Source organism: Bacteroidota bacterium, from assembly GCA_038746285.1.
Taxonomy (GTDB): Bacteria; Bacteroidota; Rhodothermia; order Rhodothermales; family JANQRZ01; genus JANQRZ01.
The window spans coordinates 22,959-43,343 of the sequence record JBCDKT010000032.1; the positions used below are offsets into that span (position 1 = coordinate 22,959).

General features: G+C 69.4%; 16 protein-coding genes, 1 other RNA gene and 2 pseudogenes. 13 read left to right on the plus strand and 6 right to left on the minus strand.

Translation table 11 applies throughout. The features are described from left to right. Positions 1-3 precede the first annotated feature (3 nt). From AAGI91_11300 to AAGI91_11310, 3 genes are all read left to right on the plus strand, one after another. A complete protein-coding gene (locus AAGI91_11300) occupies positions 4-390 on the plus strand; it encodes a hypothetical protein (protein ID MEM1043204.1) in 387 nt (128 codons plus the stop codon). After that, positions 387-1,058 (plus strand): ribulose-phosphate 3-epimerase, encoded by a 672-nt coding sequence (rpe, locus tag AAGI91_11305; GenBank protein MEM1043205.1) that lies wholly within the window; start codon positions 387-389, stop codon positions 1,056-1,058. The genes AAGI91_11300 and rpe overlap by 4 nt, the downstream gene beginning before the upstream one ends. A 129-nt stretch (positions 1,059-1,187) precedes the next feature. Then, positions 1,188-1,622, plus strand: a complete 435-nt coding sequence (locus AAGI91_11310; protein MEM1043206.1) for a response regulator — start codon at positions 1,188-1,190, stop codon at positions 1,620-1,622. A 10-nt stretch (positions 1,623-1,632) separates the two neighbouring features. Here AAGI91_11310 and rtcR read toward each other — a convergent pair whose 3' ends face one another. After that, positions 1,633-3,231, minus strand: a complete 1,599-nt coding sequence (gene rtcR, locus AAGI91_11315) for an RNA repair transcriptional activator RtcR (GenBank protein MEM1043207.1) — start codon at positions 3,229-3,231, stop codon at positions 1,633-1,635. 201 nt (positions 3,232-3,432) lie between these two features. On the opposite strand from rtcR, the gene AAGI91_11320 reads away from it, so the two are divergent. From AAGI91_11320 to rtcA, 4 genes are all read left to right on the plus strand, one after another. Continuing rightward, a complete protein-coding gene (locus AAGI91_11320) occupies positions 3,433-5,004 on the plus strand; it encodes an RNA-binding protein (protein MEM1043208.1) in 1,572 nt (523 codons plus the stop codon). A gap of 779 nt (positions 5,005-5,783) precedes the next feature. After that, positions 5,784-7,283, plus strand: a complete 1,500-nt coding sequence (locus AAGI91_11325; protein ID MEM1043209.1) for an RtcB family protein — start codon at positions 5,784-5,786, stop codon at positions 7,281-7,283. Between the two features lie 91 nt (positions 7,284-7,374). Continuing rightward, a complete protein-coding gene (locus tag AAGI91_11330) occupies positions 7,375-7,557 on the plus strand; it encodes an SEC-C metal-binding domain-containing protein (GenBank protein ID MEM1043210.1) in 183 nt (60 codons plus the stop codon). Between the two features lie 68 nt (positions 7,558-7,625). Then, positions 7,626-8,657, plus strand: coding sequence for an RNA 3'-terminal phosphate cyclase (gene rtcA, locus AAGI91_11335; protein ID MEM1043211.1), 1,032 nt, complete (start codon positions 7,626-7,628; stop codon positions 8,655-8,657). Between the two features lie 42 nt (positions 8,658-8,699). On the opposite strand, the gene AAGI91_11340 is transcribed toward rtcA, so the two are convergent. After that, a complete protein-coding gene (locus AAGI91_11340) occupies positions 8,700-9,497 on the minus strand; it encodes a helix-turn-helix transcriptional regulator (protein ID MEM1043212.1) in 798 nt (265 codons plus the stop codon). Between the two features lie 139 nt (positions 9,498-9,636). Between AAGI91_11340 and AAGI91_11345 the strand changes: the two genes are divergently transcribed. From AAGI91_11345 to ffs, 3 genes are all read left to right on the plus strand, one after another. Continuing rightward, on the plus strand, positions 9,637-10,563 hold the full coding sequence (locus AAGI91_11345) for an alpha/beta hydrolase (protein MEM1043213.1): 927 nt from the start codon (positions 9,637-9,639) through the stop codon (positions 10,561-10,563). Positions 10,564-10,631: 68 nt separating this feature from the next. Next, on the plus strand, positions 10,632-13,103 hold the full coding sequence (gene priA / locus AAGI91_11350) for a primosomal protein N' (GenBank protein MEM1043214.1): 2,472 nt from the start codon (positions 10,632-10,634) through the stop codon (positions 13,101-13,103). 174 nt (positions 13,104-13,277) lie between these two features. Then, an RNA gene (ffs, locus tag AAGI91_11355) (signal recognition particle sRNA small type) lies at positions 13,278-13,377 on the plus strand. On the opposite strand, the gene AAGI91_11360 is transcribed toward ffs, so the two are convergent. Together AAGI91_11360 and AAGI91_11365 are read right to left on the minus strand one after the other, a co-directional pair. After that, complete coding sequence (locus AAGI91_11360; protein ID MEM1043215.1) at positions 13,375-16,314, minus strand: protein kinase; 2,940 nt, start codon at positions 16,312-16,314, stop codon at positions 13,375-13,377. The genes ffs and AAGI91_11360 overlap by 3 nt on opposite strands. A 3-nt stretch (positions 16,315-16,317) precedes the next feature. Further along, positions 16,318-16,893 carry an ECF-type sigma factor gene (locus AAGI91_11365; protein MEM1043216.1) on the minus strand — a complete coding sequence of 192 codons (576 nt, stop codon included), beginning with the start codon at positions 16,891-16,893 and terminating at the stop codon, positions 16,318-16,320. A 184-nt stretch (positions 16,894-17,077) separates the two neighbouring features. Here AAGI91_11365 and AAGI91_11370 point away from each other — a divergent pair, with 184 nt between their 5' ends. Both AAGI91_11370 and AAGI91_11375 read left to right on the plus strand, forming a co-directional pair. Then, entirely contained in the window at positions 17,078-17,269 is a 192-nt protein-coding gene (locus tag AAGI91_11370) for a hypothetical protein (GenBank protein MEM1043217.1), read from the plus strand. 203 nt (positions 17,270-17,472) lie between these two features. Beyond that, complete coding sequence (locus tag AAGI91_11375; protein MEM1043218.1) at positions 17,473-18,732, plus strand: beta-propeller fold lactonase family protein; 1,260 nt, start codon at positions 17,473-17,475, stop codon at positions 18,730-18,732. A 68-nt stretch (positions 18,733-18,800) separates the two neighbouring features. Here AAGI91_11375 and AAGI91_11380 read toward each other — a convergent pair whose 3' ends face one another. Then, positions 18,801-19,178: a DUF779 domain-containing protein gene (locus tag AAGI91_11380; protein MEM1043219.1), complete on the minus strand. Its 378-nt coding sequence runs from the start codon at positions 19,176-19,178 to the stop codon at positions 18,801-18,803. Between the two features lie 110 nt (positions 19,179-19,288). Then, positions 19,289-20,134 (minus strand): annotated as a pseudogene (locus AAGI91_11385) (aldehyde dehydrogenase family protein). On the opposite strand from AAGI91_11385, the pseudogene AAGI91_11390 reads away from it, so the two are divergent. After that, positions 20,130-20,385, plus strand: a pseudogene (locus AAGI91_11390) (aldehyde dehydrogenase family protein). The pseudogenes AAGI91_11385 and AAGI91_11390 overlap by 5 nt on opposite strands.

A 20,385-nucleotide genomic window follows, 5' to 3' on the forward strand; every position in this document is an offset into this window, starting at 1 on the left:
GCTATGCGTAGCTTCATTCTCATGCTCGCCGGGCTTGCCCTGGGCCTCGGCGCGTGCCAGTCCCCCGACGACCAGACCTACGACCCCGTCCTCGACGAGGAAATCGACGACCCCGACGCGCCTCTCGTCCCCGACGGGTTCAAGCCGGGACTCGCGGCGCGCGTCCGGTATGACTGCGCGGGCGACGAGACCTTCTTCGTGTCGCGGTCGGACGATGGGCGCACGGCGGTCGTTACGCTCGATGACCAGAGCGTCACGCTCGAAAGTGAGGACGGCGGGACATACCTGAGCGACGACGCCGTCTACCGGCTCAGCCTGCGCGGCACCCGGGCATCGCTCGACCTCGGCGCTGAGGACACGTACGTGGACTGCGAGCGGCAGGGCGCATGATCCTCTCCGCGTCCATCCTCTCCGCTGATTTTGGACACCTCGAACGCGACGCTCGGGCCGCCGTCGAGGCCGGGTGCGCGTGGCTGCACATCGACGTGATGGACGGGCACTTCGTCCCGAACATCTCGCTCGGCGTGCCGGTGATGCGCGGCCTCCGCGCCCTCGCCGAGGAGACCGGCACCCTCCTCGACGTGCACCTCATGATCGCCGAGCCGGAGCGCTACGTCGAGGCCTTCGCCGAGGCCGGGGCGTCGGTCATCACGGTTCACCAGGAGGCGACGCCGCACCTCCACCGCGTCGTACAGCAGATCAAGGAAACCGGCGCGAAGGCGGGCGTCGCGCTCAACCCGGCGACGCCGCCCTACCTGCTCGAAGAACTGCTGCCGGACCTCGACCTCGTCCTCGTGATGTCGGTCAACCCGGGCTTCTCGGGGCAGGCCTTTATCGCATCCTCGGTGCGGAAGGTGAGCCGGATCCGCGGCCTCGTCGACACGCTCGGGGCGGGGGCGCTCATCGAGGTCGACGGCGGCGTGAAACCCGCCAACGCCCGTGCGCTCACCGAGGCCGGGGCGGACGTGCTCGTCGCGGCGAGCGCCATCTTCCGGGGCGAGGGGTCGATTGCGGAGAGCGTCGCGGCATTTAAACAAGCGGTGACGAGAACCGTCTGAGCGCAGCACAGTATTAAAACATATACCGTAACTCTCCGCCGAGGCGGGACGCAGGCAAAGCGCGGTGCGCGGTGTCCACTTCTCCCGACGCCCCGTTCGGCACTTCTCTTTCTTCTCCCCCGTACCTACGTGGCGACTGGCACCCCGATTAACGTACTGATCGTCGAAGACAACCCCGGCGACGTAGAACTCGCCAAAGAGGCGCTCCGCGAGACGACGCTTCCGCTGAACGTGTCCGTGGCGGGAGACGGCGAGGAAGCGCTCGCGCTCATGCAGCGGGACGACGTTCCGGCCCCGGACCTCGTGCTGCTCGACCTCAACATGCCGAGGAAGAGCGGCCACGAGGTGCTCGAAGAGATGAAGGCCGACGCCAGCCTGCGGCTGATTCCCGTCGTCATCTTCACTTCGTCCTCGGCCCGCGAAGACATCGACGGGGCGTACGAGCGCCACGCCAACTGCTACATCACCAAGCCCGCCGACCTCGACGAACTGATGGGCGTCGTCCGTGCGATTGAAGCGTTCTGGCTGACCGTCGTCCGGCTGCCCCGGCGCGTCATACTCTAGGCCTGATACTCTAGGCCTGGACATCGCTCCAGCTAAGGCCGAACCGGCCGAGGTACTTGCGGAGGCGGTCGGCGTCGTTGCTCGTCTTCTTCCGCTTGCGCGACTCGGCGAAGAGGCGGCGGCCGGCTTCCGACAGCGACGGGGCCTGCTGGCACACCCGGCTCACCTCGGCAAGCTGGACCCGGTCGAAGAGGTCGAGGTTGTCCGCTCGGTCGCCGAGGAGGCGGTGCAGGCGCTCGGCATCGTGCTCGGCGGCGCTCTGCGGCTCGGCCCACGCGGCACGGAGCCGTCCGACCTCGTCGCTGACCACATCCTCGGTGATACGCCCGCCGGGAGCGAGCGTGGCCATCCGCGTGACGGCGGCGTTGAGGTCGCGGAAGTTGGCGCTCCAGCGCGCCTCGGCCGAGGTGGCGAACGCTAGGAACTGCGTCCGCGCCTCGGTCGAGAACTGAACCATCTGGTTCAGCCGGTGCGCGGCCTTCGAGAGTTCGTAGTCGAGGTTCGGCTCGATGTCTTCGGGGCGCTCGCGGAGGCTTGGGAGGCGGAAGGTCCAGAGGTTGATCCGGGCGAGGAGGTCTTCGCGGAAGTCACCCGCCCGGACGGCGTCGGTGAGCGTCCGGTTGGTCCCGGCGATGAGTTGGAAGTCGCTCTCCGCCTCGCCGTCGGCCCCGACGGGGAGGAAGCGTTTCTCTTCGAGCGCCCGCAGCAGCATCGCCTGCTCGTCGAGGCCGAGTTCGCCGATCTCGTCGAGGAAGAGCACGCCGCCGTCGGCGGTGCGAAGGAGACCAGGCCGAGCCCGGTCCGCGCCGGTGAAGGCCCCCTTCGTGTGCCCGAAGAGCGCCGCCATCGCTTGGTCACCCCGGAGCGTCGCGCAGTTCACCTCGACGAACGCGCCCTCGACCTGCCGCCGGGTCTGCTTCAGTTCGTAGATCCGTCGGGCGAGTTGGCTTTTGCCTGCGCCGGTCGGGCCGGTGAGCAGCATTGGGTCGCGGGAGTAGATCGCCACCCGCTCTATGCGCTCGATGAGCGCGTTGAAGGCTGCGTTGCGGGTCTGGATGCCGGACTTGAGGAAGTCCAGGTCCTCCCAAAAGGTCTGTTCGAAGCGCGAGGCGAGGCGGTCGTACTTCGAGAGGTCGAGGTCGATGAGGCGGTAGGAGCCGGCGGGGTTGGCGTTGCTCCGGCGCGGCGGGCTGGTCTGGATTAGCTGTGCGGGGAGGAAGCGGCTCTCGACGAGCAGGAAGAGGCTGATCTGTGCGACGTGGCTGCCCGTTGTGATGTGGACGAGGTAGTCCTCTGCGTCGGGGTCGAACGTGTAGTCCACGGCGAAATCGTGGAGGGTGCGGAAGACCTCCTCGAAGTCCCACACGTCCGTCATCGGGAGCGGGTGGAGGTGCACTTCGGTCTCCGGCGAGACCGTGCGGATGTCGGCGGCGACGGCCTCGGCCGTGTCGGTGAACTTGGGCTGGTGGAGGAGCTCGAAGCGGTCGACGAGCAGGTCGTCGTGCTGGCAGAGGGCGACGCTCGGCCGCCAGCGCTCCCAGCGCGCGGGCGTGCCGTTGCTGCCGTCGAGCGAGACGCCGAGAAGACCGAGGGCAACGGTTCGGGGCATAGAAAGAAATGAGAGCTTAGACTAGACCAAAATATAAACTACAGTATTGAAATCTATAAAAACTGGGAGTCGCTGCAGCCTCAAGAACTCGAAATCGTCGCGTAGGGCGATTTTGGGGCGGTTCGGTCGTTCGGCGAGGAGTTGGCACGGGGCTTGGCATAGGGAGGCTGTCCACGTTCCGATCACCTGACCCCAACCGCCATGGTCAACCTCGCACTCTTCAACACGCTCCGCGGTCGGCGTGCACCGGCCACCGACGCGGTCAACCGTGAAGGGACCCCGGCCTACGCCTTTTCGCCGAAGCACGCGCTCGCGCAGTTCGCTGCGACGGGCTGCCTCAACGCCACGTTCTACGCGTCGGCCGAGAGCCAGCTCGACACGGTGCTGAAGCTGGCGGCCAACCTCGACGAAGCCTTCGTCGCGCAGACGGCGGTCTACGCCCGCGAGCACGCCTTCATGAAGGACGTGTCCGCGCTGCTCTGCGCAGCCCTCACCGACCCCGGTCGGCCGCAGGCGGACGTTCGTCTCCTGGAGCGGATCTTCCCGCGCGTGATCGACAACGGCCGGATGCTGCGGACGTTCGTGCAGATCATGCGGTCCGGGGCCGTCGGGCGGAAGTCGCTCGGGTCGGCGCCGAAGCGGATGGTCCGGGACTGGCTGGCCGCGCGCACCGAGACGCAGCTGTTCTACGCCTCGGTCGGGCAGTCGCCGTCGCTGGCGGACGTCGTGAGGATGGTCCACCCGACGCCGGCGACGCCGGAGCGGGCGGCCTTCTACGGCTACCTGCTCGGCCGCGCGCACGACGCCGCGCTCCTGCCCGAAGTCGTCCGCGCCTTCGAGCAGTTCAAGCGCGACCCGTCGGCTCCGGTGCCGGACGTGCCGTTCCAGATGCTGACCGCGCTCGACCTCGACCGCGAGGCGTGGGCTGCGGTCGCACGGCGTGCGACGTGGCAGACGACCCGGATGAACCTCAACACGTTCGCACGCCACGGCGTGTTCGGCGTGGAGGGGATGACGGACCTCGTCGCCGAGCGGCTACGCGACCGGCGGGCCATCCGGCGGGCACGGGTCTTCCCGTACCAGCTCCTGATCGCCTTCACACAGGCGTCGGAGGCGGTGCCGGGGTCGGTCCGGGCTGCGCTCCAGGACGCGATGGAAGTCGCCGTCGAGAACGTGCCTGCGGTCGAGGGCCGCGTGGTCGTCTGCCCGGACGTGTCCGGCTCGATGACGAGTCCCGCGACCGGGTACCGGCGCGGCGCGACCTCGGCCGTCCGGTGCGTCGACGTTGCCTCGCTTGTGGCGGCGGCCGTGCTGCGGGCGAACCCGTCGGCGACTGTGCTGCCGTTCGAGAACCGCGTCGTTGACGTGCGGCTCAACCCGCGCGACAGCGTCATGACGAATGCTACCCGGCTCGCGTCAGTGGGCGGCGGCGGGACGAACTGCTCCGCGCCGCTGGCCCGGCTGAACAAGCAGCGTGCCCAGGCCGACCTCGTGCTGTTCGTCTCCGACAACCAGTCGTGGGTGGACGCGCAGTGGGGCGGCGGCGGCACGGCGATGCTCCGCGAGTGGAACGCGCTCAAGCAGCGCTGCCCGCACGCCCGCCTCGTCTGCCTCGACGTCCAGCCGTACCGGACGAGCCAGGTCACCGACCGCGAGGATATCCTCAATGTCGGCGGCTTCTCCGACCGCGTCTTCGACGTGATCGCCCGGTTCGCCGAGCACGGCCTCGACCCCGGCCACTGGGTCGGCGAGATCGAGCGCGTCGAACTGTAAGCCAACCTGAAACCGAAACCGTTAACCTCAAAAAGTGTCCAGCGAAGCTCATGTACAGTCGTCCCCGCGAAGGCGGGGACCCACCGGGCTGCCTGTCCTGTGGATTCCCGCCTGCGCGGGAATGACTCGAAGAGTTTTGTGAGAGGCGCTAACAGACCCTCTGGGTCTAACCCCTGTCGGGGTGCGGCGGGATGCCGCCGAGACTACATCGCTCAAAACGATGCCCTCAGAGGGTATGTCTCGGCACCTCTTGCCCGCCGCACCCTCGGGGGGACGTGACACGCGCACGGCAGCGGATGCCGGCAGGACTACATGCCTCGAACGCACCGGCTTGAAGCCGGGAATGTCCTGCCACTCCTCGCCGCTGCTATTCCCGGTGACGAATGCCGGCACCACTACATCGGTAGGCCCTCGTGGCTTCGGGTTCAAGTCCCGGCCCGCCTCGGCGGGATGTGGTGCCACCCCTTGTCGTCGCCTTGTTCTTTGACCGGAGCGAATGCCCGCGAGACTACATCGGACGGTGTACGGCCCTGCCGGCACCGTGAACGTCTCGCCACGCCTCGTCGCTCCTTTGTTGTGGAGGCCGCGCCCGCTCCGGGCGGGGCGAATGCCGACGGAACTACATGTTAACCCTCAGGTCGCCGGTTCGAGTCCGGCCGGATGCTTCGGCGTCCGTAGCTCAGCGGGTAGAGCAGAGGATAATGTTTCGTCCCAACCTCGTCGTCCCGCCCGGACTGGGCGCGCTCCACGCACCGCCTCCCTCCATACTTTTCGTCATCATGACTACCATCGACTCCCGCCTCACGCCCACCGGCAAAGCCACCGCAACCCTCTCCACGCACAGCGGCGAGGGCACGCCGATCACCGTCATCGGCACCGACCCCATCCGGCAGACCTTCGGCGACGTGTGCCTGACGCAGGCGCAGAACACGCGCTCTGCGCCCGGCGTCACCGACCTCGTGCTAAACCCCGACGCGCACCTCGGCTACGGCGCGCCGGTCGGCTGCGCGCTCTCGTCGCCGACCCACATCTACCCCGGCCCGGTCGGCGTGGATATCAAGTGCTCGATGAGCTTGCTCCAGCTCGACCTCCCCGCCGATGGCGTCGAGGACCGGCGCACGCGCCGCGCTCTGATCGACGCGATCCTGGAGCGGACGCCGACCGGCCCCGGCAAGGGCCAGCGCTCGGTGGCGAAGGGGCGACCCGTCGATGCCACGCTCGGCGCGCAGGCTGTGACTGAAGGCGCGTCGCAGGACGTGCTCGAAGCGCTCGGGATACCCGTGCACTGGGCGACGCGCTGCGAAGACGCGGTCCACGTCGGGCACGACGGGACGCGGGACGCGCTTGCGGACCGACTGGCCGTGCTGCGTTCGGGCGGTGGTTTCCAGGCATTCGAGTCGAAGGTGCGGCAGCTTGGGTCGTACGGCGGCGGCAACCACTTCGGCGAGTGCGAGATTGTCCACGTCGCCGACGGCGAGGCCGACCTCGCGGAGCACTTCGGGCTGCGCGACCGGCACGTCGGGTTCCTGAGTCACTGCGGCTCGCGTGGGTTCGGGTATCAGCTCGCGCAGGGGCAGTTCCGCGCGATGGAGCAGCACTTCGAGCGCGAAGGCTGGGCCTACCCGGCGGGCGACAAGCAGCTCGTCTACGCCCCGCTCGGCACGGCCCTCGCCAATGCTTACATCGACGACATGTCGCTCGGGGCGAACTTCGCGACGGTCAACCACCTGCTCATCAACGCGCTCGTGCTGGAGGCTTTCCAGGAAGTCCTCCCCGGCGTGCAGGGCGACCTCGTGTACTTCATCAGCCACAACATCGCCCGGCTCGAAGAGATCGACGGCGAGCAGGCGTGGGTCCACCGCAAGGGCGCGACGCGTGCGTTCCCCGCGGGGCACCCCGGCCTCGTGGACACGCCGTTCGCCGAGACCGGCCACCCGATCCTGCTGCCCGGCGACCCGCTCTCCGGCTCGGCGGTGATGGTGGCCGAGCCGGGCGCACGGCAGAGCCTCTACAGCGTCAACCACGGCGCGGGCCGCACGATGGGCCGGCGCCACGCCAAGCGCACGCTGGACCAGGCCGAAGTCGACGCCGCCTTCGAGCGCGAAGACGTACTCTCCAACTGCCGGCGCTACCCGCTCGACGAGTCGCCGGACGCCTACAAAGACTTCGGCGAGGTCATCGCCTCGGTGGAGAAGGCCGGGCTGGCGCGCTCCGTCGCATCGCTCGACGCCCGGTTCGTCATCAAGGACGCGGAGAAGCAGTACCGCGGGGCTGCCTGACAGTCTCGCGGGCTGCCCCGCACAGACACGGAGGATAGCGCCATGCGCAACGATCCCGAACACCTCAACAACGAAGCGTCCTTTTGAGCCGATGAGCAAGCGCCGCCGCGGCTTCCCGAGCGAGACGCACGTCAAGCGTGGCGTCCGCACGGTCGGCGACGGAAAGGTGCTGACCGAGAAGCTCGGTCGCAACGACCTCTGTCCGTGCGGCTCGGGCCGCCGCTTTCAAGCGATGCTGTCTCCGCAGCGGTCGGTACGACGGAACGCTGCGTGACGACTACTTTCAGACCCTAAACCACCGGGGGCACACCGGACAGTGTGTCCCCACTTTTTACCCGATCCATGATCTACATCGACGGCTCGCACGGCGAGGGCGGCGGGCAGGTGCTCCGCACATCGCTCGCGCTCTCCCTCGTGACGGGCCAGCCCTTTCGCATCGATCACATCCGCGCCGGCCGTGAAAAGCCGGGGCTGATGCGGCAGCACCTCACCGCTGTCCGCGCAGCGGCCGAGATCGGCGGCGCGAGCGTCGAGGGTGCAGCGATCGGGTCGCAGGCGCTGGCGTTTCGGCCGCGTGCGGTCCGGCCTGGGACGTACCACTTCGCCGTCGGGACGGCAGGGAGTGCGACGCTCGTCCTCCAGACCATACTGCCCGCGCTCCTCACCGCGCCGGAGCCGTCGGAGCTGACACTCGAAGGCGGGACGCACAACCCCTGGGCACCGCCGTTCGACTTCCTCCAGAAGAGCTTTCTCCCGCTCGTCGAGCGCATGGGGCCGCGCGTCGCAGCTTCGCTAGACCGTTACGGGTTCTACCCGGCCGGCGGCGGACGCTTCCACGTCCGCGTTGAGCCGGCCGAGCGGCTGGTCCCCATCGACCTCACCGAGCGCGGCGAAGTCCGGTCACGGTCGGCGCGCGCCATTGTCGCCAACCTGTCGAAGCGCATCGCCAAGCGCGAACTCAACGCCGTGGCGAAGAAGATGAACTGGGACGAAGACTGCTTCCGGGCCGAAGAGGTCGAGGCGGCGTGCCCCGGCAACGTGCTGCTCGTCGAGATCGAGAGCGAGGCGGCGACGGAGGTGTTCGCTGGGTTCGGTCGCGTCGGCGTGCGGGCCGAGGCCGTAGCGCGCAGCGCTGTGGAGGAGGTGCGGACCTACCTCGCGTCGGGCGTTCCCGTCGGGCGCTACCTCGCCGACCAACTGATGGTGCCCTTCGTGCTGGCGGGCGGAGGGGCCTTCTGCACCCTGCCGCTCTCCCGGCACGCCCGGACCAACATCGACGTGATCCGACGGTTCGTTCCCGAAGAGATTCGAGTCGCGGAAGAAGAAGACGGTGGGGTGAAGGTGCGGGTCGGCGGCGCAGACGACGCATCGTAGTTTGCCGGGCTTGCCGAAGCCTGCCCTATGCCCGCCGCGCTGCTACCCCTGGCTAGCTAGAGCACGGCACGCTACCTCGGTCGCGTCGTCGAGAGGGAAGTAGCTCTCGATGCGAAGCTCGTCGAGGGTCACGTTCTGCGGCGCGTTGAACGCCATGAGCGTAGTCACGAACGCTAGGTCCAGGTCCCCGGCGCGGAGGCGTAGCGCGAACGCGCCCTCTGACCCTCTCGACAGGTCGGGTCGCTGCCAGTCCTCCGGGACGTCGGGCATGGCGAGTACCCGTTCTAGCAGCGCTGCCATCCGCTCGTCGCGCGGTTGGTGCAGCGCCTCCCGGTGCAGCCGGGCCGTGACCTCGCGTGCCGCCTGCTCCCACCCGACGACGTACGGCCTGAGCTCGTCGAAGAGTAACAGGGAGGCGTTGACCGGCAAGGTGATCGGTCCCAGAACCAACTCGATCAGCCGCCTGGCTCCTGCGTTCATGTCGAGCACTTCGTACCACCTGTCGAGTAGCATCAGGGGGAAGGGCTCGTGGAGCTGCATCATGGTGGTAATGGCTCGGCGGATGCCTTCGTCGGCGAGGGCGTCGAGGGGTGGCGTGTCGAACGCCTCAGCGAAGCCCGCCTCGCGGAGCATCGTGTTACGCTCGCGGAGCGGCAGGTCCAGCGTAGCAGCCAGGAGCAGCACCATGTCCTGGCTCGGCCGTGCCCGTCCGGTCTCGAGAAAGCTGACGTGCCGCGCGGACACGTCGGCCGTCAGGGCGAGGTCGAGTTGGCTCAGGCCGCGCTTCGTGCGCCAGTACTTGAGCAGCGCGGCAAAGAGCTGGCTCTCTGTCTTTTTCATAGCGATCATCGGTAGAGCTGGTCGCACCCAAAAAACGAACGCCGCCGCGGGTCCGTCCACTACCTGACCAGGTAATTGCATCTCCTGCCAACGAGGCCCATCTTGAGCACCGGCTTCCCTTTCACAACGACACGGCCCCATGGAACACAGAACGCCTCACCCCTTCGGTCCACCCCTCCGCATGCTCGACGCGGGCAGGGCTCGTCTGCCTTACTGGCGCGTCGGGCAAGGACCCGACCTGGTTTTCGTCCACGGCTGGCCGTTCGATGCGCGGGGGTGGCGGCACGCTGTGGCGGCACTCTCGGGCCGCTACACCTGTCACCTGATCGATCTTCCACTCGCTGGGTTCTCCGAGTGGGACGATCAGACCCCCGTCGGGATCGCGGCCTTCAGCAGCGCCCTCCTCGGAGCGATGGACCTGATGGACCTCGGGGATCGCCCTGTCGGGTTCGTCGGGCACGACTCGGGCGGCTCGGTAGCACGCATCGCCGCCGCTGCGATGACCGACCGGCTCGCCGGACTGGTGCTGGGCAACACCGAGATTCCGTACCACCCCAGCCTGCTGCTCCGGCTCTTCTCCTGGTCCGGAAAGCTTCCCGGTTTCGAGCCGCTGCTGGGCTGGGTCCTCGGCAGCCGGATCGGGCGAGAGGGGCTTCAGGCAACGGCCCCATCCAACACCGACGTGCTGCACGGTCCGCTAGACGACCTGTTCTTCCAGCGGCTGGCCCGCAACCGCCGCGCTCGGGCCGGTGCCGCCCGCACCCTCCGCCACGTGCACGTCCGCGACTTCGACCTAGCGGGACCAGCCCATGCGAAGATCACGGCACCCGTGCTTCTGATCTGGGGAGGCCGCGACCGCTTCTTCCCCCTAAGGGACGCGCGCACGATGCGCCACACGTTCGGCACCGAGGCGTCGCTGGTGGTGGTCGAAGACGCCGGGCTCATGGTTCACGAAGAGCGCCCCGACGCGTTCAACGCCGCCCTCGGCCAGCACTTCGACGCATGCTTTGAGCGGCGGGCTGCCTCGGCCGGGACCGTCTCCGGCGTCGCGTCTCCCGTCTCCTGAGTGTCGGCGGGGAGGCGTGCCGGCGGTCAGGGCGCGTCGTAGATTGCTCGCCCGCCGCCGCTCTGCCTATGCCTGCCGCCCGAGTCGTTCCGCTTGCGCCCGTCGACAAGGTCTACACGTACCTCGTCCCGGCGGATCTGGAGGCTGAGGCCGTCCCCGGTGCGCGTGTCGTGGTCCCGTTTGGAGCGCGGACCCTCACCGGCGTCATCGCCGAGCGGACAGACGACGGGACCAGCAGTCGGAAGCTGAAACCGATCCGCGACGTGCTGGACGACGTGCCGTCGTTCTCCCCGGTGCTGCTGCGGCTGACGCAGTGGATCGCCGACTACTACGTCTGTGCCTGGGGCGAGGTGCTGAAGGCGGCGCTGCCCTCCGGCGCGACGGTCGAGAGCCGCCGCGTCGTCTACCGGACCGGCCGGCCGTCACTCGGGCTAGATCCTTCGGCTTCGTTCAGGACAGGCTCTGTCGGTGGGCGCGTCCTGGCGATGCTGGAGGCCGACGGACCGCAGCCCGTCAGCACGGTGCAGCACGGCGTCGACGGCGTCACGGCGAGTCTGCTCCGTCGGCTCGAACGGGACGAGCTGATCCGGGTCGAAGCCGAGGTCGGGGCCGAGGCGTCCGTCAAGACCGAGTGGCACCTCCGCCTCGCCGAGCACGTCGAGGCCGACGCCGTGGCCGCGCTGCGCGGCGCGAAGCAGCGGGCGGTCATCGAGACGCTGCTCCGGCTGCGGGCCGAGGGCGGCGAGACCGAACCCCGGCAGGCCGACGTGCTCGCCGAGACGGGTGCATCGAGCACGACGGTCAAGAGCCTCGTCGAGAAGGGCCTCGTCGAGCGCGTCGAGAAAGAGGCGGTCCGCACGCCGTTCGACGCGGTCCCCGAGCCACCGCCGGTCCACGACCTCAACGCCGGGCAGGTCGAGGCCCTGTTCCAGGTCGGCGCGTCGGTGGCAGCGGGGGAGACCAAGACGTTCCTGCTCCACGGCATCACCGGGAGCGGCAAGACCGAGGTCTACATCCAGGCGCTCCGGCAGGCGCTCGAGGCCGGGCGGACCGGGATCGTGCTCGTCCCCGAGATTGCGCTGACGCCGCAGACCGTCCGCCGCTTCCGCGCGCACTTTGGCGACCGCGTGGCGGTCCTCCACAGCCGCATGAGCGCGGGCGAGCGCTACGACGCGTGGCGCCACCTCTGCAGTGGCCGGTTCGAGGTCGCCATCGGCCCGCGCTCGGCGGTCTTCGCGCCGCTGCGGAACCTCGGCCTGATCGTCGTCGACGAGGAGCATGAGGGGAGCTACAAGCAGTTCGACCCGGCCCCGCGCTACCACGCCCGCGACGTGGCCGTGATGCGTGCCCACCTCGAAGGGGCCGTCTGCGTCCTCGGCAGCGCGACGCCGAGCCTGGAGAGCACGCTCAACGCGAGGCTCGGGAAGTACGACCTCCTGACGATGCCCGACCGCGTGCCGGTGCCGGGACGAAAGGCGGCCGAGCTTCCACCGGTCAAGATCGTCGACCTGACGTGGGAGAAGAAGGTCCGCCGCCTCAAGGGTGCGCTCTCGCATCCGCTCCGCGAAGCCATCCGCGACCGGCTCGGCCGGGGCGAGGGCATCATCCTGCTCCAGAACCGGCGCGGCTACTCGCCTATCGTCACCTGCGACGACTGCGGGTGGACGCCCGAGTGCCGCGACTGCGCCGTGACGCTCACCTTCCACAAGAGCCACCGCCACCTCCGCTGCCACTACTGCGGCCTCGTCGAGCCGATGCCCACACGCTGTCCACAGTGTGGATCGGCGAACCTCGTCCGGCTCGGGGCCGGCACGCAGCGGGTCGAGGAAGAGCTCGCCGCCGTTTTCCCCGAGGCGCGCGTGCTGCGGATGGACCTCGACACGACGAGCCGGAAGAACGCCCACCAAAAAATCCTCGACGCCTTCGGGCGCGGCGAGGCCGACATCCTGATCGGGACGCAGATGGTGGCGAAGGGGCTCGACTTCGCCCGCGTCACGCTCGTCGGCGTGGTCGACGCCGACACCGGGTTGCTCCTGCCCGACTTCCGGGCGTCGGAGCGGACGTTCCAGCTTCTGATGCAGGTCGCGGGCCGGGCCGGGCGCGGGGCGCTGCGTGGCGAGGTCATTCTCCAGACGCGCAGCCCGGACAATCCTGCCCTCCAGCACGCCGCCCGGCACGACGTCGACGGCTTCCTCCGCACCGAGCTACCCGACCGCCAGGCGTTCGGCTACCCGCCCTACGGTAAACTCGTCGGGGTCGAGTTCAAGGGGCCGAACGAGCGCGTCGTGCAGCAGACGGCCGAGCGGTGGACGCGGCAGCTTCGGCAGGCGGCAGGTAAGGGCATCGAGGTGCTCGGGCCGGAGCCAGCATTCATCGGCCGCGTCAAGCGGCAGTTCCGGTTCCACACGATTGTCAAGTCCAGCGAGCCGGGACAGCCCTACGCGCTCTCGCGCCTCGTCCGGGCCGTCAGCGAGCAGTTCGGGTCGCCGCCGAAGGGCGTGCGGATCAATGTGGACGTGGACCCGGCGGGGCTCTTGTGATGCGCGAAGCGTGATGCGTGAATCCAGATCTAACCGTCACGCTCGACTTCACACATCGCGCCTGGCGCATCACGAAATTCCGGTGACGCGGAACCGACCCCGGCAGCCCCCCCGTATATTGCCGCCACTGGTTTTCAGCCGACCGCCCAGGACCTGGGCCTGTCGGCGGAATAAGGGCAAGTCCCGTACGGCCAGCTCCCTCTGAACTCCGTCAGGGCCGGAAGGCAGCAGCGGTAGGAGGTCGTAGCGGCGCGATGCGGGTCGCTTGCCCTTATTTCGTTTGCGGAGCGACGAATGGGACGTGCTCGTAGCCGTCGTGCAACGAGGCCTGCCAGCGCTCAGCGGCGGCGGTGCGGCCGAGCAGCCGGAGCGCTTCGGCGCACACAGCCCGGTCGAGCACCTGACCGTAGACCGGCGAGACCTCGCGTAGCGGGAACGGCACGCTCAGCCGCACGGCGTCGATCCGGGCGAGGGCCGCTTCGGGGTCGGCGGCGAACTCGGCGCGGGCGCGGAGCGAGGCGGCCAGGGCGCGGGCTAGCACCGTGTCGTCGGTCTCAAGCGAGCGGGCCGCACCACGCGCCCGGTCAGGCTGCCCGAGCCGAACGTCGAGCAGGCCGAGAAGGTAGCGCCGCACGGCGTCGCCCTCGCCGCCGTAGGCGACGGCTGCCGGTGTCCACGCTTCGAGGCCTGCGCGGAGGCCGGGGAGGGCGCGGTCCGGGACCGAACTGTTGGGGAGTGCCGCAACAAGCGTGCGCCACGTAAGCGCCTGGTCGGGATCGAGCACTTGAGCGTCGGCGAAGTGTCGCTCGCTCTCGGCCCATCGCCCGGCGGCAGCATCAAATGAGGCGAGGTGCAGCAAGCCCGTCGCGCGGGCGTCGGCGTCGTCCGACGAGGCGAGGACCTCGGCAGCCGTGCGCGCTAGGACCTCGTCGCCTGCGAGCGGTGCGAGGCGCGTGAGCAGGAGAACAGCCACGTCCAGCCCGGCGCTCCGGAGCCGCTCCGGCACGGCCGACGCCGCGACGGCCCCGATTGCGAGGTCGCGCATCAGGCCGTACGCCGTGCCCATCGCAGGGGAGGGCCCCCCGGTGAGATAGACCGTGGCGAAGGAGTCGAGCGCTGCTGCGTCGCCTCGCTGCAGTGAGAAGTCGAGCGAATGGACGAGCAGTTCGCGGTTGTCCGGTGCCCAGCGCCGAGCCTGGGTGAGGGGCTCGCGTGCCTCGGCGACGGGCCGCCCGCGGTAGGGATTGTAGTGGAACAGCACCTCGGTCAGCAGGAGCCACGTCTCGGCGTCGTCCGGGTGGCGGGCCAAGACCGACCGGTAGCGCCGCTCGGCCTCGGCCGGGCGGCCGGTCCGAAAGGCGTGGTAGCCGGCGAGCACGTCGCGGGTCCGAGCGGGGAGGTCCTCGGCGTGGCGGAGGGCACGCGCGACGGCCCGTTGGTTGAGATAGCCATTGCCGGTCCAGCCGGCGGCACGGGCGAGGCGGTACCACGCGAGCGCGAACAGGCTGTCGGCCTCGACGGCCCGTGAGAGCGCGACCTCAGCCTCGGCAAAGCGGGCATCGCGGAGCAACTGCTCGCCGTCGAGGTAGGCCCGGAGCGCCGGGAACGAGGTCGTCGTGAGCGCGGCGAGGCCGGCGAGCTGCTCGTCCGGGTCGCCAAGTTGAGCGGCGACGAGTTGCTGCGCGAGGGCGTCGAGCGCGGGCAGCAGGTCCTCCGGCGAGGCTGCGCTGGCCTGGGCGCGGGCGGCCTCCGCGCCGCCGGTCTCGTAGAGCGACGCATGGAGACGGAGGCCACCGCCGGTGTCCATCACCCGGCCGAGGACGAACTGCTCCGAGGCGAAGCCGGCCGCGAGCGCGCGCGCCTCGTCGAGCGAGAGCGGCCCGTCGCTGCGCGCCTGACTGAGGAGGGCGTTGGGATCGACGACGCGGATACCGGCCACGCCGTCAAGCTGCGTGGCGAGGAGGTCGACGAGGCCCTCGCGGAGGTAGCCGAGCGCGTCGCCGCCCCGGACCTCGAACGGGAGGACCGCGAGCGTCATCGGCTGCGTTGCCGCCGGCGGGCGGGCGGCAGGCCACGCGAGCCACGCGCCGAGAGCCAGGAGAGCGATGCCCGTGAGCCAGACGGCCCACCGACGAGTAACGTGCTGCTGGGGCGGTGCCAGCTTTACCCCGATACCGCCTGCCCGCAGCGCGTCGCGCACGTCCCCCGCCGACGCGGGACGGTCCTCAGGCCGCTTCGCCAGCAAACGCCGGACGAGAGAACGCTCGTCCGGGTCGAGCCGGCCGAGGCCGTCCGGCTCGGACTCCAGCACGGCGTAGAGCACCGATGCTTCGGTGTCACGCTGGAACGGCCGCGCGCCGGTCCGCATCTCCACGAGGAGCACCCCGAGCGCCCACAGGTCCGCCGCCGGCCCGACCGCCTCGCCGCGGACCTGCTCGGGGGCCATGTAGCCGACCGTGCCGAGTGCGGCCCCGGTCCGGGTGAGGCGCTCGGCGCGGGCAAGGTGGGCGATCCCGAAGTCGAGCACGCGCACGCCCGCCCGCGTCAGCATCACGTTGCCCGGCTTGAGGTCGCGGTGGACGACGCCAGCGGCGTGGGCGGCCTCGAGCGCGTCGGCAACGTCGGCGGCGACAGCCAGGGCCTCGTCTCGGCCGAGCGGGCCGCGCGCGAGCCGTACCCGGAGCGTCTCGCCCTCGTAGCAGGCCATCACGAGAAACGTCCGCCCGTCGACTTCCTCGACGCCGTGGACGGTGCAGACGTGGGGGTGGTCGAGCGCCGCTGCGGCGCGGGCTTCCCGCAGGAGGCGTGCGCGTGCCGCGTCGTCGAGGTCGGCGTGGAGGAACTTGAGTGCGACGGGCCGCTCCAGGCGCCTGTCGAAGGCGCGCCAGACGCTTCCCATCCCGCCCGCGCCGAGCGCCGCCTCGATGCGGTAGTGCCCGACTGTCTCTCCGGGTCCCGGCGGTGGAGTCCGCGGCGGCCCCACGCCAAGCGTGTCGAAGGCGGCGAGAGCCTGGCCGGCGGCGGCTCCGAGCGCCTCGAAGCCCGACTCAGCCTCGGGCTGCGCCGCGAGCAGGTCTTTGACCTCGGCGCGCACCGCAGGGTCGTCGCAGGCGGCGTCGAGCCAGGCCGTGCGCTCGGCGGCCGGGCGGTCGAGCGCGTCGGCGAAGAGGGTGCTTACGCGTTCCCAACGGTCCTCAGGCGTGGTGGCCATCGCTCACACCGGAGGGCGTCGGAGTTCGCGGTGGAGCCAGGCCTGCGCCGCGGCCCAGTCCCGCTTGACCGTTGCGGGCGAGAGGCCGAGCGCCGTCGCCGTCTCCGGCACCGAGAGTTGCCCGTAGAACCGGCACTCGACGACGCGGCTCTGGCGCGGGCTGAGCGCTTCGAGCCGGGCGAGGGCTTCGTCGAGCGCGACGAACGTGTCGGCCACGTCGTCGGTGAACGCGACGGGGTCGGCGAGGGCAGTGGCGTCGTCCAGGGCAACGTGGGGCTGCGCGCCGCCGCGCTTCTGGCGTCGGCGGTCGCGGGCGTAGTTGCTCAGCACCTGCCGCATCGCCTTCGAGGCGAGCGCGAAGAAGTGCGCCCGGCCGTCCACGTCGAGCGCGCCGCCGGCGAGCTTGAGGTAGGCCTCGTGGACGAGCGCCGTCGTGTTGAGCGTGTCGTTGCCATTCCAGCGAGCGCGCTGCCGCTTGGCGAGCGCCGAGAGCTCGTCGTAGACGAGCGCGAAGAGGGCGTCGGCGGCGCGGTCCTCGCCCTGCCGGACCTCGCGAAGCAGTTGGGTGACGTCGGCCATGCGCGGCTGGGTCAAGCTCAGGCAGCGAGCTTGAATATAGCCAGCGACGGAGCCGCTGTCCGTCACGATTCTATGATCTGTGCTACCATACTTGCGGAAAAATATCGGGTCGGGTGAGCCGGCCGGTGGGGCAGACAGGGTCAAGAGAGACAGCACCCATTCACGCAGCCAGCCCCCCACGACCATGATCCGCTCGTTCGCGCTCTCCAACGCTCCGCTCGCCCACCTCCTCACCGCCCTCGTGTCCGTCTCCGGCGCGGCCGCCGTCCGGCGCCTCGCGGCGTCGCTCGACTTCGAGTTCGACCTAGCGGGCCTCACCTTCGACGGCCGGGCCATCCACGACGACCTCGCCGCCGGTTTCGAGCGCGCCGACTGACGCCTATCGCGCAGACGGTGAAGGAGAGGGGCTGTGCCGAGCATCAGGCGCAGCCCCTTTCCTTTGTCGCCCTCGCGGAGCAAGGACGCAGGATAAAAAAGTCGGATGGCGGTGAGCCGGCCGGCGGGCGAGACGGGGTACCTGACTGCGAGGGGCACTCGGCCCCGCTCGCACACCCAACCCAAGACCAACGAGGTCACCCCATGCCTACCATCCAACGCTTCACCCTCCTCGCCGTCGCGACGCTCTTCGTCGTCGCCAGCGGCTGCGACTCCGTCTCCGACGCCCCCGCCGCCAGCGCGGGCGGCACCCCCGCCGCCGACGCGGTTCAGGTCGACTACTCCCTCCTCGACGCCGAGACTACCGAGCGTCTGTCGAAGGGCGAGTTCTCCGACGCCGAACTCGAAGCCCGCGGCATGGCCCCGCAAGGGGCCGTCTTCACGATGTCCGACGCCGCCGACGGCAACGTGCTCTACGGCTACCTCCGCGACCGCCAGGGCCGCCTCTCGCTCGCCGGCACCTTCCCGACCGGCGGTGCCGGCAGCGGCGACGGCCTCAACGGGACCTCCAACCCGATTGCCCTCGCCCTCGGCAACCGCTACGTCTACGCCGTCAATGGCGGCTCGGACGAGATCTCGGCCTTCCGCATCAACCCGGGGCAGCGCACGCTCGACTTCGTCGGCAACATCGCCTCGGGCGGTCCGCGGCCGATCAGCATCACGGTCTACGAGCGGCTCGTCTACGTCATCAACGCTGGGCGCTCCGGTGAACCAGGCAACGTCAAGGGCTTCCGCATCGGCGAAGACGGCTCGCTCGCGGCCATCGCCGGCTCGACGCAGCCGCTCAACCCCGGCGCAGGCAGCCCGTCGCAGATCGACTTCAGCCCCGACGGCTCGTACCTCGTCATCACCGACAAGCCGACCAACACCATCACGACCTACCCGGTCGATGTGAACGGTGCCGCGGGCGCGCGCCAGGTCTACCCCGCGAATGGCCTGACGACCTTCGGGTTCGACTTCGACTTCCGCAACCGCCTGATCGTCTCCGAGGCGTTCGAGGGGGCCGCCGATGCCTCGGCCGCGTCGTCCTACCTCTTCACCGAGGGCGGCGCGCCGGTCTCGATCACGGCCTCCGAGCGCACCAACGAGACGGCCGCATGCTGGATCGAGACCTTCGGCCCATTTGCCTATGCGACCAACACTGGCAGCGGCTCGGTGACCGGCTTCTTCGTCCGCCCGGGCGGCGAACTCGTCCGCCTCAACGACGACGGCATCACGGTCCGCACAGGCGAGGGGAGCATGCCGCTCGACATGGACATCGCGCTGAACTACCTCTTCGTCCACTCGGCCGGGACCAACCGGATCAGCGTCTACGACATCGAGCCGGACGGGAGCCTGGTGAGCGTCTCCGGCGCCGCCGTGGACGGCCTGCCCGAGACGACCGTCGGCGTGGCGGCGTTCTAAACGCCCGCGCTTCGTGAGCCACCGAAGGGGCCGCGCCGACTCGTTCGGCGCAGCCCCTTCTCTTTGGTCTACGCCTCGACTGCTTCGACGGGCACGAGGTCGGCCTCTTCAGCTTCGGTGTAGAGGCGGGAGTCGATCAGGAAGCGGAGGCCGAGGGGGATTTCGAGCGAGAAGCTGGAGCCGCGCCCCGGCCGCACGTCGACCGTGAGCTGGGTGTGCTGCCAGTACTCGAACTGGTCGCGGGCCATGTAGAACGGGCAGCCGTGGATGGCCCCGAGCTTGACGTCCGAGCGGCCGAGGCGGAAGTCGCCCTCGGCGTAGCACATCGGCTGGGAGCCGTCGCAGCAGCCGCCGGACTGGTGGAACATCAGCGGGCCGTGCTCCTCGCGGAGCTGGTCGATGATGGCCTTGGCTTCGTCGGTGACGAGGACGCGGGGAGTCGGCATGATGGCTGGAGGATGGAGAAGAGAGGGATGGAGAATAGAGGGTGGGGCAGCGGACCGACTGCTCTAGTCGATGCCGCGCTGACCATCCTCTATCCTCCCTTTTCTATCCTCTAAAAGAAGCCCATCGCGTTCTTGTCGTACGAGATCAGCATGTTCTTCGTCTGCTGGTAGTGCGCGAGCATCATCTTGTGGGTCTCGCGCCCGATCCCGGACTTCTTGTACCCGCCGAAGGCGGCGTGGGCCGGGTAGAGGTGGTAGCAGTTGACCCACACGCGGCCCGCCTTGATCGCGCGCGGCACGCGGTAGAGCTCGTGCGCGTCGCGCGTCCACACGCCCGCGCCGAGGCCGTAGAGCGTGTCGTTGGCGATCTCGATGGCCTCGGCCTCGTCCTTGAACGTCGTCAGGCTGGTCACCGGGCCGAAGATCTCCTCCTGGAAGACGCGCATGTCGTTCGTCCCCTTGAAGACCGTCGGCTGGATGTAGAAGCCGCCGTCCGGAACGCCCGCGAAGCCGTCGCCCGAAGCGCCGTTGCCGGACGCGCCGTTGCCGCCGGTCGCTGTCGCCGTAGCGGTGCCGCCTTCTTCGGCGACGCTCATCGTCGGCTGTCCGGTGTAGACGCCGCCGCCGACGAGGACCTCGGCCCCCTCTTCGCGCCCGACGTTGAAGTAGCGCTGGATCTTCTCGTACTGGTCGTTCGAGGCCTGGGCGCCGACCATCACCGAGTCGTCGAGCGGGTGGCCCATCTTGATGTTCTGCACGCGGGCCACGAGCCGCTCGGTGAACGCGTCGGCGATCGACTCCTGGACGAGGATGCGGCTCGGGCAGGTGCAGACCTCACCCTGGTTGAGCGCGAACATCGCCGCCCCTTCGAGGCACTTGTCGAAGAACGCGTCGTCCTCGGCCATCACGCTCTCGAAGAACACGTTCGGCGACTTGCCGCCGAGCTCGAGCGTGACCGCCCAGGACGACGCTTTTCTCGACAAATGCGTCGAGGGCTTCGTCATGTTCGCGCTCAACCAGGGTGAGGTCTGCACCTGCCCCTCCCGCGCCCTGATTCAGGAGAGCATCTACGACGACTTCATCGCCCGCTGTATTCGGCGCGTGGAGGCCATCAAGATGGGTGATCCGCTGGATCCGAGCGTCATGATGGGAGCCCAGGTCTCCAACGATCAGTACGAGAAGATCCTCAACTACATCGACGTTGGCA